The sequence below is a fragment of the Burkholderia sp. Ac-20392 genome, from assembly GCF_017104585.1.
In the GTDB taxonomy this organism is placed as follows: Bacteria; Pseudomonadota; Gammaproteobacteria; order Burkholderiales; family Burkholderiaceae; genus Burkholderia; species Burkholderia lata.
In genome coordinates, this window is sequence record NZ_JAAGPB010000065.1 from 1 (window position 1) to 17,293 (window position 17,293).

The following is a 17,293-nucleotide window of genomic DNA, read 5'->3' on the forward strand; positions in this document are numbered from 1 at the left end:
ACGGGACGGCCATCGCGTGGTGCCGTCCCGGTGTTCTCGCCTTTTCGCCTTTTCGCCTTTTCGCCTTTTCGCCTTTTCGCCTTTTCGCCTTTTCGCCTTTTCGCCTTTTCGCCTTTCCGCCTTCCCGACGAAGCCGATCTCGACCTGAGCTTCGCGGTGAACGCGAAGGGCGTGTTCTTCGGGATGAAGCACCAGATCCGCCAGATGCTCGCGCAGCGCGAAGGCGTGATCCTGAACGTCGCGTCGATGGCCGGGCTCGGCGGCGCGCCGAAGCTGGCGGCCTACGCGGCGTCGAAGCATGCGGTGGTCGGGCTCACGAAGACGGCGGCCATCGAATACGCGCGCCACGGCATTCGCGTGAATGCGGTGTGCCCGTTCTACAGCACGACGCCGATGGTCACCGACAGCGATATCGGCGACCGCCAGGACTTTCTCGCGCAGGGCTCGCCGATGAAGCGGCTCGGCCGGCCCGAGGAAGTCGTCGCGACGATGCTGACGCTGTGCGCGAAGGAAAACACTTATCTGACCGGGCAGGCCGTCGCCGTCGACGGCGGTGTCTCGGCCTTCTGACGGAACCGAACGAACGGAATCGAGGAGTCGATCATGGACTTTGGCTACACCCCGAAAGTGGAAGAACTGCGCAGCCGCGTGCGCGCATTCATGGACGCGCACATCGTGCCGCGCATTCGCCAGTGGAACGAGGAAGTGCACGCGGGCCAGTATCCCGTGTCGTTCATGGAGGAACTGAAGGAGCGCGCGAAGGCGGAAGGCCTGTGGAACCTGTTCCTGCCGCACCTGAAGGACGACGAGCCCGGCATGGGCCTGACGAACCTCGAATACGCGCCGCTCGCCGAGATCATGGGGCGTGTGGGCTGGGCGTCGGAAGTGTTCAACTGCAACGCGCCCGACACCGGCAACATGGAGCTGCTGCACATGTTCGCGTCGCCCGAGCAGCGCGAACAGTGGCTGAAGCCGCTGCTGCGCGGCGAGATCCGCTCGGCATTCGCGATGACGGAGCCCGACGTGGCGTCGTCGGATGCGACGAACATCACGACGCGCATCGAGCGCGTGGGCGACGAGTACGTGATCAACGGCCGCAAGTGGTTCATCACGAACGCCGCGCATCCGAACTGCAAGATCTTCATCGTGATGGGCAAGACCGATCCCGAGGCCGCGTCGCACCAGCAGCAAAGCATGATCCTCGTGCCGCGCGACACGCCGGGCGTGACGATCGTGCGCAACATCACGGTGGTCAATCACTATGCGCCGGAAGGGCACTGCGAGATCACGTTCGACAACGTGCGCGTACCGGCGAGCAACCTGCTCGGCGAGGAAGGCAGCGGCTTCGCGCTCGCGCAGGCCCGCCTCGGGCCGGGCCGTATCCACCACTGCATGCGTTCGATCGGCGCGGCCGAGCTTGCGCTGGAGCTGATGGTCGACCGTGCGCAGTCGCGCGTCGCGTTCGGCAAGCCGCTGAACAAGCACGGTACGGTCGGCGAATGGATCGCGCGCTCGCGCATCGAGATCGAGCAGGCGCGTTTGCTCGTGCTGAAGGCCGCGTGGATGATCGACAAGGTCGGCGCGAAGGCCGCCCGCAAGGAAATCTCGATGATCAAGGCGCTGGTGCCGACCGTGTACACGGACGTGTGCGACCGCGCGATGCAGGTGTTCGGCGCGGCGGGGTTGAGCCCCGATACGCCGCTCGCCGACCACTGGACCTGGGGCCGCGCGCTGCGCTTCGCCGACGGCCCGGACGAGGTGCACCTGCAGGCGATCGCGCGGATGGAAATCCAGGGCGGCGAGCCGGGTTCGACGGCCGCGTACCTGACGCCGCCGCTGCGCGGCTGAGCGTCGCGCCACGATGCGCAGGGCCGTGGACGAACGTGAGGCGCACGCCGTAAGATGCCGGCAAGGAGATCCGGCGATGCGCCTTTCGAAGATTGACCTGAACCTGTTCGTCGTATTCGACGCGATCTACACCAAGCGCAACCTGACGCGCGCGGCCGAGGTGCTGAACCTCACGCAGCCGGCCGTCAGCAACGCGCTGGCGCGGCTGCGCAAGACCCTGAACGATCCGCTGTTCGTCAGCACGCCGGCCGGGATGATGCCCACGCCGCTGGCCGAGAACATCGTCGGCCGCGTGCGCGAGGCGATGCAGCTGCTCGATTCGAGCGCGCACGAAGGCGACGTGTTCGATCCGGCGTCGTCGACGCGCGTGTTCCGGATGAGCATGAGCGACCTGACCGAGGCGCTGCTGCTGCCCGCGCTCGGCGAACTGCTGCAGACGCATGCGCCCGGCATGCACGTGCGCAGCTACACGATGGACCGCCGCGAAGTCGCGACCGCGCTCGCGAACGGCTCCGTCGACATCGCGATCGACGCGCCGCTGATCGGCGATCCGCACCTGCACCAGGCGCTGCTCGTGCGCGACCGCTATGCGTGCATGATCCGCGACGATCACCCGTTCAAGGGCGACACGCTCACCATGGACGACTACCTTGCGATGGGGCACATCCACGTGTCGAGCCGCCGCAAGGGCAGCGGGTACGTCGACGCGGAACTGACGCGCCTCGGGCTGCGCCGCACCATCCAGATGCGCGTGCAGCACTACATGGTCGCGCCGCTGATCGCGATGCGCGGCGATCTCGCGCTGACGGCGCCGCTGCGGCTGCTGCAGCGCTATCCGGCGCGCATTCTCGAACTGCCGTTCGAGATGCCGGCCCTCGAATACTTCTGCTACTGGCATCGCAGCGCCGATCAGGACCAGGGCAGCCGGTGGCTGCGCGAGCAACTGATGATGCTGATGGGCGGGATCGGCGACGCGCAGTGATGCGCGTGCGGCGGCCCGCGATCACTTCGACGTGAGCCAGACCCCCGCGACGATCGCGCCGATGCCGGCGAAGCGCGTAACGTCGAGCGGCCGCGGCATCGCGCCGAGCCAGCCGAAATGATCGAGCGTCGCGGACACGACGAACTGCGTCGCGACGATGATCGTAAAGGCCGTCGTCAGGCCGAGCTGCGAAGCCGTATAGCCGATCGATCCCGCGATCACGAGGCCGAGCACGCCGGCCGACAGCGCATACCACGGCACCGACGTCCACGCCCGGAGTTCTCCGCCGTGCTGCGCGGCCAGCAGCACGATCGCGACCAGCGCGCCGCTGATGTAGTTCACGAAGATCCCGCCGGTCGTGCCGATGCTCTTCGACATGACGCCCATGAATTGCCCCTGCAGCGCGACCGCGCAGCCGCCGATCGCCGCGATCGCGGCGAGCCCGATGATGTTGTTTGCCATACGTCTTCCGTCTCCCATGTGTCGAACCACGAATACTGCGGGTAACAGTATTGGCCTGTGACGCGATGGCGTGAAACGGTATATTTTCACGCGCGCATTCAAAAGAATTCACGGCAAGGAGACGCGGGGTGCTGTCCATCGAGTCGCTTCAACTGATCGAGCTGATCGCGCGCACGCGCAGCTTCACGGCGGCGGCGAACGCGCTGCATCGCGTGCCGTCGGCCGTCAGCTATGCGGTCAGGAACATCGAGGAAGAGCTGGGCGTCGTGCTGTTCAGGCGCATGCACCGGCACGTCGTGCCGACCGAAGCCGGCGAGCATTTCGTGAACGAGGCGCGCGACATCCTGAAGCGCATGGACGAGATTCGCCGCGACACGCTGCGTGTGGCGAACGGCTGGCAACCGAGCCTGTCGATCGCGCTCGACAACATCGTGTCGAGCCGTCGCATCGATGCCCTGATGGCCGACTTCTATCGCCACTTCGACAACGTCGAGCTGATCGTGCGGATCGAAGTGTTCAACGGGGTGTGGGAAGCGCTCGCCACCGGGCGCGCGGACATCGCGATCGGCGCGACGACGGCCGTGCCCGTCGGCGGCGAATTCCGGTTCCGCGACATGGGGGCGATCGAGTGGGCATTTCTCGTGAGCCCCGATCATCCGCTGGCCGGCGCCGATGCGCCGCTCGCGTCCGACACACTGGCCGCGTTCCCGTCGATCTGCCTCGAAGACACGTCGCGCGACATTCCGCGGCGCGATACGTGGCTGCTGCCGAACCAGCGGCGGCTCGTGGTGCCGGACTGGCAGCGGGCGATCAACTGCTTCGTCGAAGGGCTCGGCATCGGCTACATGCCGCTGCATCTCGCGCGGCCGTTCGTCGAAACCGGGCGGCTGGTCGAGAAGAGGCTGGGCGAGCCGAAGGCGCCGAGCCCGTGCTGCGTCGCATGGCATGCGCAGAAGACGGCGCCGGTCATGCACTGGGTGCTCGACTATCTCGGCGACAGCGGGCAGCTGCACGCCGAGTGGATTTCGTGAGGGCGCGAGCAGCAATCAGCCTTGTAGCGCCCGCGCCAGCACCTTCGCCACATGCACGGCCTGCGTCTGTGCGCCGTCCTGGATCTGATGCCGGCAACTCGTGCCGTCCGCGACGACGATCGCGCCTTCGGCCCGCGCCCGCACAGCCGGCAGCAGCGACAGTTCGGCCATCGCCTGCGATGCGTCGTAGTGTTCGGCTTCGTAGCCGAAGCTGCCGGCCATCCCGCAGCACGACGATTCGACCGGCGACACCTTCAACCCCGGAACCCAGCGCAGCACTGTCTGCACCGGCGTGAACGCGCCGAATGCCTTCTGATGGCAGTGGCCGTGGACGAGCGCTTCGTTCGCATCGATCGCATGCAGCGGCAGCGACAACCGGCCAGCCTCCTGCTCGCGCACGAGAAACTCCTCGAACAGGAACGCGTGACTCGCGAGCCGTGCGGCTTCGTCGCCGTAACCGTATGCCAGAAACTCGTCGCGCATCGACAGCAGGCACGAAGGCTCCAGCCCGACGATCGCGACGCCGCGTTCGAGGTACGGCCGCAGCGTATCGAGCGTGCGTTTCGCTTCGGCCTTCGCTTCGTCGACGAGTCCGGCCGCAAGGAACGTACGACCGCAGCACAACGGCCGTTCGCCTTCGCGCACGTTGAAGTGCACGGTGTAGCCCGCCGCTTCGAGCACGGCCTGTGCGGCGTGGGCGTTGTCCGGTTCCTGGTAGTTGCTGAACGTATCGACGAAGAGCAGCACTTCGCGGGTGGCCGTGTTGCCTACTTGCGACGATGTCGACGTACCCGCACCTGCGTTCGCATCCGCCAGAAACGGCCGCGCAAACGCAGGCAGCGCCCGCTGCGGCGCGAGGCCGAGCCATCGCTTCATCCACGACGCCGCGACCGGCACGCCATTCGCGAACGCGATCGCGCCGCGCATCCGTGCGGCCCACGGCGCATAACGCGGCAGGTACGCAACGAGCCGTTCACGCAGCGTCGAGCCGTGCTTGCGGTTCCACGCATGCCGCGCCTCGATCTTGAAGCGCGCCATGTCGACCCCGGTCGGACAATCGCGCTTGCAGCCCTTGCACGACACGCACAGGTCGAGCGCGGCCTTCACGTCGTCGCCGGCGAGGCCATCGGCGCCGAGCTGGCCCGTCACCGCGAGCCGCAGCGTGTTCGCACGGCCGCGCGTCACGTGCTGCTCGTCGCGTGTCACGCGGTAGCTCGGGCACATCGTGCCCGCGTCGAACTTGCGGCAGTGGCCGTTGTTGTTGCACATCTCGACGGCCGACGCGAGCCCGTGCGTGATGTCGGCGCCGGAGCCGGGGGCGGTTTCGTCACCGGTCAGCGGATTGCGCGTGACGTTCCATGCCGACCAGTCGAGCGCCGGCTGCAGCGGCAGCGCCGCGTAGCCGGGCGCGAAACGAAAATGCTCGCGCGCATCCATCTTCGGCGGATTGACGATCTTGTCCGGATTGAAGCGGTTGTCGGGATCGAACAGCGCCTTGATTTCCGCGAACGCCGCATTGAGGCGCGGGCCGTACTGCCACGCGACCCATTCGCCGCGACACAGCCCGTCGCCGTGTTCGCCCGAATACGCGCCCTTGTACTCGCGCACGAGCGCCGCCGCTTCTTCGGCGATCTCGCGCATGCGCGTCGCGCCGTCGCGCCGCATGTCGAGGATCGGCCGCACGTGCAGCGTGCCGACGCTTGCATGCGCGTACCACGTGCCTTCGGTTTCATGCTTGTGGAACACGTCGGTCAGGCGGCGCGTGTACTCGGCGAGGTGCTCGAGCGGCACCGCGCAATCCTCGATGAACGACACCGGCTTGCCGTCGCCCTTCATGCTCATCATGATGTTCAGACCGGCCTTGCGCACGTCCCACAGCGCCTTCTGCGCGCCGGCATCGGTCATCTTCACGACGCTGTCGGGCAGCCCGAGATCGGCCATCAGTTCGGCGAGCCGGTCGAGCTGCGTCAATTGCGCGTCGCGCGATTCGCCCGCGAACTCGACGAGCAGGATCGCCTGCGGCTGCCCGACCAGCGCCTGTTCGATCACGGGGCGAAACGAGGGGTTCTCCATCGACAGGTCGATCATCGTCCGATCGACGAGCTCGACGGCCACCGGCTTCAGCTTCACGATGTGCTGCGCGGTGTCCATCGCCTGGTAGAAGGTCGGGAAGTTCACCACGCCGAGCGCCTTGTGCGCGGGCAGCGGCGCGAGCTTCAGCGTGATCTGCCGGCTGTACGCGAGCGTGCCTTCCGAGCCGACGAGCAGGTGCGCGAGGTTCGCGTGACCATCGTCGGTGTACGCGCGCGGGTTCTGGCAGTCGAACAGGTCGAGGTTGTAGCCGGCCACGCGGCGCAGCACCTTCGGCACGCGCTCGACGAGTTCGTCGCGCTCGCGCTGCGCGATGCGTTCGACGCCGCGCAGCAGGTCGAGCGTGCGGCGGTCGGTGACGGGCTGTGAGAGCGAGCCGAACCGGCATTCGCTGCCGTCGGCGAGGATCGCGTCGATCGCGAGCACGTTGTGCACCATGTTGCCGTACTCGATCGAGCGCGATCCGCACGAGTTGTTGCCGGCCATCCCGCCGATCGTGCATTGCGCGGCCGTCGACACGTCGACCGGAAACCACAGCCCGTGCGGCTTCAGCCACGCGTTCAGGTGATCGAGCACGATGCCCGGTTCGACGGTGACGGTGCGCGCCTGCGCATCGAATTCGACGATCCGGTTCAGCCATTTGCTGTTGTCGACGACGAGCGCCTCGCCGACCGTCTGCCCGCACTGGCTCGTGCCGGCGCCGCGTGCGAGCACGGGAATCTTGCGGTCGCGCGCGATGTCGAGCGCGATCCGCAGGTCGTCCTGGTCGCGCGGCACGACCACGCCGAGCGGCATGATCTGGTAGATCGACGCGTCGGTCGCATAGCGGCCGCGGCTTGCGCGGTCGGCGTAGACGTCGCCGCGCATTGCCGTGCGCAGCCGCTCGAACAGCGGCGACAGCGCGGCGCCTTGCGACGGCACGAGATGGACGGGGCGAACCAGCGAAGGCGAGACGGCGGATGTCATGGCAGCGGGCGGTATCGGGTGGAAGCGGATCGGGCGGGGATCAGGCGAGGGTCACGCTGACGGGCGGCAACCCCGGTATGCGGCCGACGGCCGTGCCCGCCGCGTTCGGGAAAAACATCCCCGTGTACGAGCCGGTCGTGACGACGGTGCCGGCCGGCAGCGCGATGCCGCGCCGCGACGCGTGATTCACGAGCCACGGCAGCAGGCGACGCGGATCGCCTGCGGGGTTCGTGCCCGATGCGGCGCCGGCGATGTCCTGCCCGTCGAATGCGAATGCGGGTGCCGGCGCGACGAACGGGAAATCGTCGCGATAGCCGGTCATCTCGCCGAGCACGAGCGCGCCGTGGTTCTGCAGGTCGGCGAGCTGCACGACGGGGGCGACGTCCGGCCATTCGCGGAAGCGGCTCGCGACGATCTCGATCGATGCGCCCATCTGCGCGATGCCGTCGAACACTTCGTCGTCGGCATAGGCGGACGCACGCGGCGCGAAGTCGCGGCCGAAGCGGAACGCGATTTCCAGTTCGAGGCCGAGCGGCCGGAACGCGCCGCGCGGCAGCGTGACGCCGCTCGCATGGCGGCAGTCGTCCGGCAGCGGCGCACCCTGGATCGGGCCATCGGGCTGCTTCGCGCCGACCTTCCATGCGCCGATCGCGGCGCTGCGCACGGCGAGCAGGTGCGCCTGCACCGCATAGGCTGCGTCAGCATCGGCGGGGACGAGTTCCGAAGGCAGCGCGTCGAATGCGATGCCGTGTTGCCAGCCGTCGGCGAGCCGGACGGCGAGGTCGTGGGTAGCTTGGGTCATGGTTTGCAGTAAGAAAAAGAGGGGGGGCGCCACTCGCAGCAGCGCCCCGTTTGGCATCAGGCCGGCGAGCGATTGGCGGCCGGTTGTTCGGCGGGCGCATCGGCGAAGCGGCTGTCCGGCTGCATTCGGAACGCGAGCAGCACGCCCACGCCCATCAGCACCATGCTGCCGATGAACGGCAGCTCCCAGCTGCCGAAGCGGTCGATCACGAAGCCGGAGATCACCGGCGACAGGATCGCCGCGAGCGCGGAGCCGGAATTCATCATCCCGCTCGCGGTGCCCGAGTATTCCGGCGCGATGTCCATCGGCACGGCCCACATCGGGCCGATCGTCATTTCGGCGAAGAAGAAGCCGGCCGCGAGGCACGCCATCGACACGTACAGGTGATGCGTGAACAGCAGCGGCAACAGCGACAGCAGCGTGAGCAGCATGCAGATCGACACCATCCAGCTGCGCGCACGCTTGAGGCTGCCGGTGCGTGCGTAGACGCGGTCGGTGACGATGCCGCCGAGCGTGTCGCCGATCACGCCCGCGAAGAACACCGCGGACGCGAACACGGCCGATTTCTTCAGGTCGAGGTCGTAGCTGTGCAGGAAGTACTGCGGAATCCAGCTGAGGAACAGCCACAGCGTCCAGCCGTAGCAGAAGTACACGATCGTGACGGGCATCATCCGGCGGAACAGCGGGCCCCACGGCACGTTCGCGGGTTTCTGCTTGGGCGGCGGCAGCGCATCGAGTTCGGCCTGCGTGATGCGCGGGTGATCCTTCGGGTGTTCGGTATAGACGAGCGCCCACACCACGACCCACACGATGCTGATCACGCCGCAGATGTAGAACGATTCGCGCCACCCGTACACGGCCATCACCGCGACGACGGCGGCCGGCGCGACCGCGTTGCCGACGCGTGAGAACGCATGCGTGATGCCCTGCGCGAAGCCGCGCTTCTCGCGCGGCACCCAGCGCGACATCGCCGACGTGGCCGCCGGGAACGTCGCGCCTTCACCGAGCCCGAGCAGGAGGCGCGCGGCGAGCAGCGACGCGAGGCCGCCGGCCATGCCGGTCAGCAGCGTCGCGACGGCCCACAGTAGCCCGCATGCGAGCAGCGTGCGGCGCGCGCCGAAGCGATCGCTGACCCAGCCGCCGATGATCTGGAACACGAGGTATGGATACGCGAACGCGGAAAACACGAGGCCGATCTCCGTCTTGTTCAGCCCGAATTCCCGGCCGAACCCGGCGGCGGCCGTGCTCACGTTCACGCGATCGAGGTACGTGATGAAGTACATCACGCATAGCATCACCAGCACGATGCCGGTCGCCCGGAACAGCTTCATGTTGTGTCTCCTTGATGTTGTCTGGCTTGCCGCTGCATCCGCGCCGGCTCTGGGGCCGCTTTCATGTCGATTTCGTGCCGATGCAGCGCGGCCGCGCGTCGTGCGGGCCGCAAAAGGGAGCGAGCGGTGTGCCTGCGGCGTGCCGCAGGCACACGCGTTCAGGCCGCCGCGCGCAGCGCGGGCGTGTGCGTGTTGGTGGCGAGGTAGTCCATCGCCGCGACGACGCCGCTCGCGGCAACCGGTACACCGGCGAGCTTCAGCCCCATCTCGCAGCCCGCGAGCGTGGCCATCAGCGTGAGGTCGTTGCAGTCGCCGAGATGGCCGATGCGGAACATCTTGCCGCGCATCTTGCCGAGCGCCTGCCCGAGCGACATGTCGAAGCGTTCGTAGATCAGCTTGCGCACGGCGTCCGCGTCGACGCCGTCGGGCATCATCACGCCGGTCAGCACGGGGCTGTAGACGGCCGGGTCCGCGCACTGGATCTCGAGGCCCCAGGCGCGCACCGCGCGGCGCGTTGCTTCCGCGAGCCGCTGGTGGCGTGCGAACACGTTGTCGAGCCCTTCGCCGAGGATCATGTCGAGCGCTTCGGCCAGGCCGTACAGCAGGTTGGTGTTCGGCGTGTACGGCCAGTAGCCGTTCTTGTTCGCCTCGATGATCTCGTGCCAGCCCCAGAACGCGCGCGGCAGCGTCGCGTGCTCGCTCGCGGCGAGCGCCTTCGGCGACACCGCGTTGAAGCTGATGCCCGGCGGCAGCATCAGCCCTTTCTGCGAACCCGATACCGTCACGTCCACACCCCATTCGTCATGGCGGTAGTCGGCGGACGCGAGCCCCGAAATCGTGTCGACCATCAGCAGCGCCGGGTGGCCGGCCGCGTCGATCGCGCGGCGCACGGCCGCGATGTCGGAGGTGACGCCGGTGGAGGTTTCGTTGTGCACCACGCACACGGCCTTGATCACGTGCGCGGTGTCGGCGCGCAGGCGCGCTTCGATCATGTCGGGCTGCACGCCGCGGCGCCAGCCTTCGATGCCCGGCAGGCCGAGGAATTCGGGCTTCAGGCCGAGCGCTTCGGCCATCTTTTTCCACAGCGTCGCGAAGTGGCCCGTCTCGAACATCAGCACGGTGTCGCCGGCGCTCAGCGTGTTGGTCAGCGCCGCCTCCCATGCGCCGGTACCCGACGCCGGATAGATGATCACCGGCTGCGTGGTCTTGAAGATCTTCTTGATGCCGGCCAGCACCTTGAGGCCGAGCGCGCCGAATTCGGGGCCACGGTGGTCGATGGTCGGATAGCTCATGGCCCGCAGGATGCGGTCGGGCACCGGGCTCGGCCCCGGAATCTGCAGGAAATGGCGGCCGGACGGATGGAAGTCGAGTTGCAGCATGGTCGTTCTGTCTCCTTGGTTGCATTTTGAATTTTGCATGCAAAATACTTTAGCAGAGCGATCCCGGCAAAACCAAGCGCTGATTTCACCGACAATGCCGGTGTTTACCCGATATTGGCGGGGAGATATTCGGGTCGGGCGAGTTGCAGTAGAATCGCGGGAAGCAAGAAGGAAGGACTTTGCATGCAAGATTTGAATGATCTGGAGCCTGTCGGCACCGCGCCGGCACTGCCGAAACTGGAGCGGCAGCGGCTGCACGACACGGTCGTGGAGCACCTGCGCAAATTCATCGTCGAGGGTGTGCTCACGCCGGGCATGCGGCTGAACGAGCGCGAGCTGTGCGAGACGCTCGGCATCTCGCGCACGCCGCTGCGCGAGGCGTTCAAGGTGCTGGCGGCCGAGGGGTTGCTGGTGCTGTCGCCGAATCGCGGCGCGAGCGTGTACCGGATGAGCGAATCGGAGATCCGCGAAACCTTCGAGCTGATGTCGGGGCTGGAGGCGTTTTCAGGCGAACTGGCGTGCGAGCGCATCACGCCCGCGGAGCTCGCGGAGATCAAGGCGCTGCATTACTCGATGCTCGCGTGCCGGATGCAGAACGACCTGCCCGGCTACTACAGCCGCAACCAGGAAATCCACGACCGCATCAACGAGGCCGCGCGCAACTCGGCGCTGCGCGCCACGTACCAGTCGATCAACCGCCGGATCATGTCGATGCGGTTCCGCTCGAACCAGCACGTCGAGAAGTGGGATCGCGCGGTGCACGATCACGAGGAGATGATCAAGGCGCTGGAGGCGCGCGACGGCAAGGCGCTCGCGGCGATCCTGCGGCGGCATCTGCTGGAGAAGCGCGACGCGGTGTTGCTGCTGCACGCGGAAGTGGACGCGTAGTCGCACGCCGCGTGCACGCCGCCATGGCGTCTTGACGGCGCGCGCTCAGAACGCCGTGCGCAGGCCGAGCCCGGCCGAATCGCCGTTCCCGTAGCCGCTCGCGCGGTCGCGCATGTAAGCGACGTAGACGTCGGTCCGTTTCGACAGCCGGTAGTCGTAGCCGAGCGCCCAGGTCGTTCGCGACGGGCGGTCGCGTCCGTGGCTTTTCGCGGCCATCACCGATGCGAGCACCGTGCCGAAGCCGAGCGGCACCGCCGCACCCACTTGCCCGCTATGCGTGCCGAGCCCGCCGCCGTCGATCGCGTCGTGCACGTACTGGTAGAACGCGGTGAACTTCACGAATTTCAGGTCGTAGCCGACGCCGGCCAGCACGGCGTCCTGCTGCGTGAAGCCGGCGATGGAGGCGTTCAGGTCGCCGGGCATCCGGTCGAATTTCGCCTGCTGGAACGCGAGCGTCGCGCTGAACGCGCGGTGCCCGTCATAGGTGACGCTGCCGCCCCACTGGTTCGCGCCCGCGTGGCCAGGCTCGTTGCCGGTCGCATAGATCAGGCTCGCCTGCAGCGCGTGCTCGCCGGGTGTCGAAACCAGCACCGAATTGCTCCAGCCGTTGTCGCCGACGAGGCCTTGCCCTGCGACGCCCTTGTACATCTGGTTCAGTGCCGGCGAAAAGCCGAACGACGTCGAGAACGGGTTGAAGCGCACGACGGAAATGTAATACGGCGTCGTGTTGCGTCCGGCGCGCAGCACGCCGTACGGCGTCGCGACGCCGACATACGCATTGCGCCCGAAGAACGTATCGCCGCTGAAGCGGCCGGCGCCGCCGTTCGACGGACGCATGAATGCTTCCAGCGCGAACTGCAGCGCGTAACCGCCGCCGAGGTCCTCGCGGCCGCCGATCCCCCAGAAGCTCGTCGTGAAGCCGCCCGAATTCATCGCATACGCGCGCGGCTTGCCGAGACTCTTTTGCGTGCCGACGTAGACGTCGGCCAGCCCGTACAGGGACACGGACGACTGGGCCGCGGCTTCGTCGGCGATCGTGCAGGCGATCAGCGAGGCGCCGACGGCCGACAGCAACCGGCGGTTGACCGCCGGTGCGAGCCGGTGGCGTCGCCCGTTTTTGTTCCGGTATGAATGAGTAGGCATACTGATCAAATTGTCTGAAGGAAGCGGCTGCGTGCCGATGCTTCGCCGCGTCTCGTTTGTCGAACGACCGACGGCAGGCATCACGCCTGACCGTCAGCCGTCACGAACGTCAGAACGCGTGGCGGATGCCCGCGCGGCCCACGGCCTGCTTCTGGTTGCCCGACGGGTTGAAGCCCGCGATCTGCGCAACCGGCGCGTCGCCGGCCGCTTTCTGGAATGCCCCCATCACGTAGACGCTCGTGCGCTTGGACAGCGCGTATTCGACGCTCAGGTTGAACTGGTGATACTTCGGCTCCGCGTTCGTCGCGTGGTCGCGGCCCGTCGTGTACGTATAGCCCGCGCCGATCGTCACGGCCGGCGTCGGCGTGACCAGCGTCGACAGCTCGTAGTTCTGGAACGTCGCGTCGTGCCCCGCGCTGCCTTGCTGGAAGTTCGTGTTCGTGAAGTCGGCCAGCACCTTGAACCACTGCACGACCTGGTACGACGCGCCTACACCGAACACCTTTTGCGCGCGCGCGGCATCGAGGTAGTTGCCGTAGATCGCGTTCGTGAAGCCCGGATAGTTCTGGTAGCCCTGCGTCGACACGCCCGGGTTGTTGATCCGCAGATAGCCGATGCCGAAGCCGACCGGGCCCGCCGCGTAGCTCGCGCCGACGCTGAACGTCGCGTTGTCCGAGAAGCGGCCGGGCTGTCCGCCGAATGCATAGAGGCCGCCGAACGTGATGCCCGCGATCGTCGGGCTGCGGTACTTCACCGCGTTCGAGATCGGGAAGCCGTTGTCGGTGTTGTCCATGTCGTTCGGGTGCGCGAAGTAGTAGCCGCCGATGTTGCCGTTCAGCGTGAACGGCTCGACATAGTCGACGATCGAATCCCACTGGCGGCCGAGCGTGAGCGTGCCGAGCTTCGTGTCGTTCAGGCCGACGTACGCGTTGCGCGAAAACGCGAGGCCGCTGCCGAGGCGGCCGGAGTTGATGTCGAAGCCGCTTTCGAGCCGGAAGATCGCGCTCAGGCCGCCGCCGAGATCCTCGGTGCCGCGTACGCCCCAGCGGCTGCCGGCCGTCACGCCCGACGCGAGCTGCACGAGGTGCTTGCCCTGCACGTTCGATACGTAGTCGACGCCGTCTTCGACGATGCCGTACAGCGTGACGCTGCTTTGCGCGTGGGCGGTGGCGGCCGCGGCGAGCGGCAGCGCGAACAGGATTTTTTTCATGATGGTGTTCCGGTGCAGGGTGGTTGAAAGGCGGCGAGCGGTGGCTGGATTCGGTTGCGTGCGAACGGGCGAGATGACGGACGTGCCGCGCGCCGCGATCGAACGACGATCGCGGCGGCGGGCGTAACAGCTAACGGGCGAGACGAAGGAAGGGCGGTGCGCCGCTCAGTCGCGATACGCGCGCAGCAGCGCATCGGCGGCGCGGAAGTCGGGCGTGAGCGGGCGGTCGCGCTGGAGGAACGCGACCTTCGCGCGCAGTGCGCGGTACAGCGGCTGCGTGGCCGGCGCGAGCGTGAACGACGGCTGCTTGCGCTGGCGCAGGTCGATCGCCTGCGCCGCCTCGATCAGTTCGAGACCGAGCAGCGTGTAGCTCGCGTCGATCTGCTTCTGCACGCGCTGCACGACGTCGGGCGCGTTCGTCGCGACGTCCTCGATGCCGCCGGCGACCGGCAGGTAGTCGAGCGACACCGGCATCGCGAGCGATTTCACCGTCATCGCGAGCGCGGTCGGCGGCTTCTCCATCGCGCCGAACGCGTGCACGGTGTCCTCGGTGCCGAGGAAGCGCGAGAGGCCGGTGAGGTGCGGGTCGTTCAGCTTGACGATGCGCTGCGCGGACGCGAGCGCGTTGTGGCCGAGCGCGAGCCCGAGCTGTTCGAACGCGAGCACCCACGGCAGCGGCTCGAAGTTCGCGCTCGGCAGCACCGCGCCGCCGCCGTCGACATAGCCGGCCGTATCCTGCGCGAGGTTCGACTTCGGCGTGACGCCCACCGCGACGCCCGGGTTGTCGTCGCTCGAATTCAGCTGCACCTGCAGCAGCGCACGCGCTTCGTCGGCGGTGCGATCCTCTTCGCCGAGCAGGTAGACGCCGGAGCGGAAGCTGAGCGGGTCCTGCAGCGGCCGGTCCGGATCGCGGTTCCACAGGCTGCTGCCCGCGAGCAGCGTGCGCAGGGCGGCGCCCGCGCGCAGCGTGGCCGGGAACGGCCGCAGCGCGAGCGTGTCCTCGCGGAATGGCGACACGTTGCCGTTCAGCCCCTGCAGGCTCAGCGCGAACACGAGCTTCGATACCTGCGCCAGACGCGCCATGTCGGTGAGCGCCAGCGCGCCCATGCCGGCCGAATAAGCGTTGGAGCTGAGGATCGCGAGCGCGTCCTTGCCGTACGGGCGAATCGTCGCGATGCCGGCCGACTTCAGCGCATCGGCGGCCGCGATCTTGCGGCCCTGGTAGTACACGTCGCCTTCGCCGAGCATCGCGAGGCCGACGTGGCTGAGGATCGTGATGTCGGCTTCGCCGATCGAGCCGTCCGCCGGCATCGCGGGCGTGACGCCGCGATTGAGGAACTGCGCGTACGCATCGACGATCGCGGGCTGCACGCCGGCGCCGCCGTCGAGCATCGCGTTCAGGCGGGCGGCCATCGCGGCGCGGGCCACGCGCACGCTCATGTCGGGGCCGACGCTGCCCGAGTGCGCGTGGATCAGCCCGATGTTGAAGCGCGTCGACGCGTCGATGACCTCCTGGCTCAGCTTGCCGTGCGCATCGACCATCTCGCGGTCCTTGTTGAGGCCGACGCCGACCGTCAGCCCGTAGATCTGCTGGCCGGCCGCGGCGGCCTTCAGCAGCACGTCGTGCGCGGCGACGACCCGCTGGCGGGCGGCCGGCGCGATCGACACGGCTTCGCCGTCGGCGATGCGGGCGATCGATTCGGGCGTGACGGACCGGCCGTCGAGCGTGACGTCCGCGAAGGCCGGGACGGCGGCGAAAAGCGCGAGCGCGATCGCGCTCCGCATGAGGAAGCGTTGCATGAAGCGGTTCTCCGAATTCAGGCGTGACGTGACGTGGAAGACAGCGCGGCGATCGACGCGAGCGCGATGACGCTCGCGACCATCACATACCAGGCGGGCGCGAACGGGTTGCCGGACCGTTGCGTGAGCCACGCGAGAATCGCGGGCGCGAACCCGCCGAAGATCGTCGTGGCGATGTTGTAGGACAGCGACATGCCGGTCGCACGTACCTTGGTCGGGAACAGCTCCGACAGCGCGGCCGGCGCGACGCCCGTGAAGATCGCGACCATCACGCAGAACGCGCTCTGCACGACGATCAGTGCGGCCAGCGTGTGCACGTCGGCGAGCCAGTGCAGCAGCGGATACACCGACACGAGCATCAGCACGGCGCCGGCCGTCAGCACCTTGCGCCGGCCGAAACGGTCGGACCAGCTCCCGGCGCACACGCAGGTGACGGCCATCAGGCAGTTGCCGACCAGAGACGCGATGAACGCGTCACGCCCGTCGAAGTGCAGCGCGCGCTGCACGTGCGTCGGCATGTAGATCACCAGCGCATACACGCACACGGCCCACAACACCGAGAACCCGGTGCCGACCACGAGCGCGCGCGGATAGTCGCGCACGACCTGCAGCAGCGGCGCCTTGCGTTCGGCCGGCGCATGCGCGGCGCGTGCCATCTCCGCGCGGAAATGCGGCGTTTCGTCGAGCGTCTTGCGCAGCCACAGGCCGACCGGCGCGATCGCGAGGCCGAGGATGAACGGGATCCGCCAGCCCCAGTCGCCGATCTGTTCGCGCGACAGCATGAGCGTCACGCCGGTCGCGACCAGCGCGCCGAGGATGTTCGACGCGGCCATGCTCGCCTGCAGCCACGACGCGTAGCGGCCCTTCTTGTCCGCCGGCGCGTGCTCGATCAGGAACGCCGCCGCGCCGCCCACTTCGCCGCCGGCCGAGAAGCCCTGCAGCAGGCGGCCGCACAGGATCAGCAGCGGCGCACCAACGCCGATTGCCGTGTACGGCGGCGCGAACGCGATGATGCCGGTGCCGGCCGCCATCACGAGGATGGTCAGCGTCAGCGCGGCCTTGCGGCCTGCGCGATCGCCGTACACGCCGATCGCGAGCGCGCCGAGCGGCCGCGCGATGAAGCCGATCCCGAACGCCATGAACGCCTCGACCAGCTCGGTGCCCGTGTCGCCGCGATGGAAGAAATTCTGCGCGATGTACACGGCAAAGAACGCGTAGACGGAAAAGTCGTACCACTCCAGCGCGTTGCCGATCGACGCCGCGGCGATCGCGCGCCCGGCACTCGAGGTAGGGGGCGACACGGCGTCGGCCGTGTCGAGGGGAACCGCGGTTTGCTTCACTTCGATCTCCTGTCCTGTCG

Annotated in this window: 13 protein-coding genes and 1 pseudogene; 5 read left to right on the plus strand and 9 right to left on the minus strand. The window is 67.8% G+C overall.

Annotation, left to right across the window (positions count from 1 at the left end; genetic code table 11):
* Nucleotides 1-126: 126 nt before the first annotated feature.
* From G3N99_RS11325 to G3N99_RS11335, 3 genes and pseudogenes are all read left to right on the plus strand, one after another.
* Nucleotides 127-570, plus strand: a pseudogene (locus G3N99_RS11325) (SDR family oxidoreductase); the annotation flags it as partial.
* Between the two features lie 33 nt (nucleotides 571-603).
* Nucleotides 604-1,848 carry an acyl-CoA dehydrogenase family protein gene (locus G3N99_RS11330; protein WP_174939622.1) on the plus strand — a complete coding sequence of 415 codons (1,245 nt, stop codon included), beginning with the start codon at nucleotides 604-606 and terminating at the stop codon, nucleotides 1,846-1,848.
* 76 nt (nucleotides 1,849-1,924) lie between these two features.
* Nucleotides 1,925-2,830, plus strand: a complete 906-nt coding sequence (locus G3N99_RS11335; RefSeq protein ID WP_011356623.1) for a LysR family transcriptional regulator — start codon at nucleotides 1,925-1,927, stop codon at nucleotides 2,828-2,830.
* Between the two features lie 21 nt (nucleotides 2,831-2,851).
* On the opposite strand, the gene G3N99_RS11340 is transcribed toward G3N99_RS11335, so the two are convergent.
* Nucleotides 2,852-3,292 (minus strand): DMT family transporter, encoded by a 441-nt coding sequence (locus G3N99_RS11340; protein ID WP_206122439.1) that lies wholly within the window; start codon nucleotides 3,290-3,292, stop codon nucleotides 2,852-2,854.
* Between the two features lie 128 nt (nucleotides 3,293-3,420).
* Between G3N99_RS11340 and punR the strand changes: the two genes are divergently transcribed.
* Nucleotides 3,421-4,323, plus strand: a complete 903-nt coding sequence (punR, locus tag G3N99_RS11345; protein ID WP_206122440.1) for a DNA-binding transcriptional activator PunR — start codon at nucleotides 3,421-3,423, stop codon at nucleotides 4,321-4,323.
* Between the two features lie 15 nt (nucleotides 4,324-4,338).
* On the opposite strand, the gene G3N99_RS11350 is transcribed toward punR, so the two are convergent.
* From G3N99_RS11350 to G3N99_RS11365, 4 genes are all read right to left on the minus strand, one after another.
* A complete protein-coding gene (locus G3N99_RS11350; RefSeq protein ID WP_206122441.1) occupies nucleotides 4,339-7,380 on the minus strand; it encodes an FAD-binding and (Fe-S)-binding domain-containing protein in 3,042 nt (1,013 codons plus the stop codon).
* A gap of 40 nt (nucleotides 7,381-7,420) precedes the next feature.
* Nucleotides 7,421-8,182, minus strand: coding sequence for a 2-keto-4-pentenoate hydratase (locus G3N99_RS11355; protein WP_206122442.1), 762 nt, complete (start codon nucleotides 8,180-8,182; stop codon nucleotides 7,421-7,423).
* Between the two features lie 56 nt (nucleotides 8,183-8,238).
* Complete coding sequence (locus G3N99_RS11360) at nucleotides 8,239-9,513, minus strand: MFS transporter (RefSeq protein WP_011356612.1); 1,275 nt, start codon at nucleotides 9,511-9,513, stop codon at nucleotides 8,239-8,241.
* 158 nt (nucleotides 9,514-9,671) lie between these two features.
* A complete protein-coding gene (locus tag G3N99_RS11365) occupies nucleotides 9,672-10,892 on the minus strand; it encodes an aminotransferase class V-fold PLP-dependent enzyme (protein ID WP_174943566.1) in 1,221 nt (406 codons plus the stop codon).
* Between the two features lie 183 nt (nucleotides 10,893-11,075).
* On the opposite strand from G3N99_RS11365, the gene G3N99_RS11370 reads away from it, so the two are divergent.
* Nucleotides 11,076-11,780: a GntR family transcriptional regulator gene (locus G3N99_RS11370; RefSeq protein ID WP_174943428.1), complete on the plus strand. Its 705-nt coding sequence runs from the start codon at nucleotides 11,076-11,078 to the stop codon at nucleotides 11,778-11,780.
* A 45-nt stretch (nucleotides 11,781-11,825) separates the two neighbouring features.
* Here the strand turns inward: G3N99_RS11370 and G3N99_RS11375 are convergent, their stop codons facing one another.
* The 4 genes from G3N99_RS11375 to G3N99_RS11390 all read right to left on the minus strand — a co-directional run bounded on the left by G3N99_RS11375 (nucleotide 11,826) and on the right by G3N99_RS11390 (nucleotide 17,273).
* Nucleotides 11,826-12,923: a porin gene (locus G3N99_RS11375; RefSeq protein ID WP_206122443.1), complete on the minus strand. Its 1,098-nt coding sequence runs from the start codon at nucleotides 12,921-12,923 to the stop codon at nucleotides 11,826-11,828.
* Nucleotides 12,924-13,032: 109 nt separating this feature from the next.
* Complete coding sequence (locus G3N99_RS11380) at nucleotides 13,033-14,133, minus strand: porin (protein ID WP_206122444.1); 1,101 nt, start codon at nucleotides 14,131-14,133, stop codon at nucleotides 13,033-13,035.
* 165 nt (nucleotides 14,134-14,298) lie between these two features.
* Nucleotides 14,299-15,933 (minus strand): aromatic amino acid ammonia-lyase, encoded by a 1,635-nt coding sequence (locus G3N99_RS11385; protein WP_206122445.1) that lies wholly within the window; start codon nucleotides 15,931-15,933, stop codon nucleotides 14,299-14,301.
* Between the two features lie 17 nt (nucleotides 15,934-15,950).
* Entirely contained in the window at nucleotides 15,951-17,273 is a 1,323-nt protein-coding gene (locus G3N99_RS11390; RefSeq protein ID WP_206122446.1) for an MFS transporter, read from the minus strand.
* Between the last annotated feature and the right edge of the window lie 20 nt (nucleotides 17,274-17,293).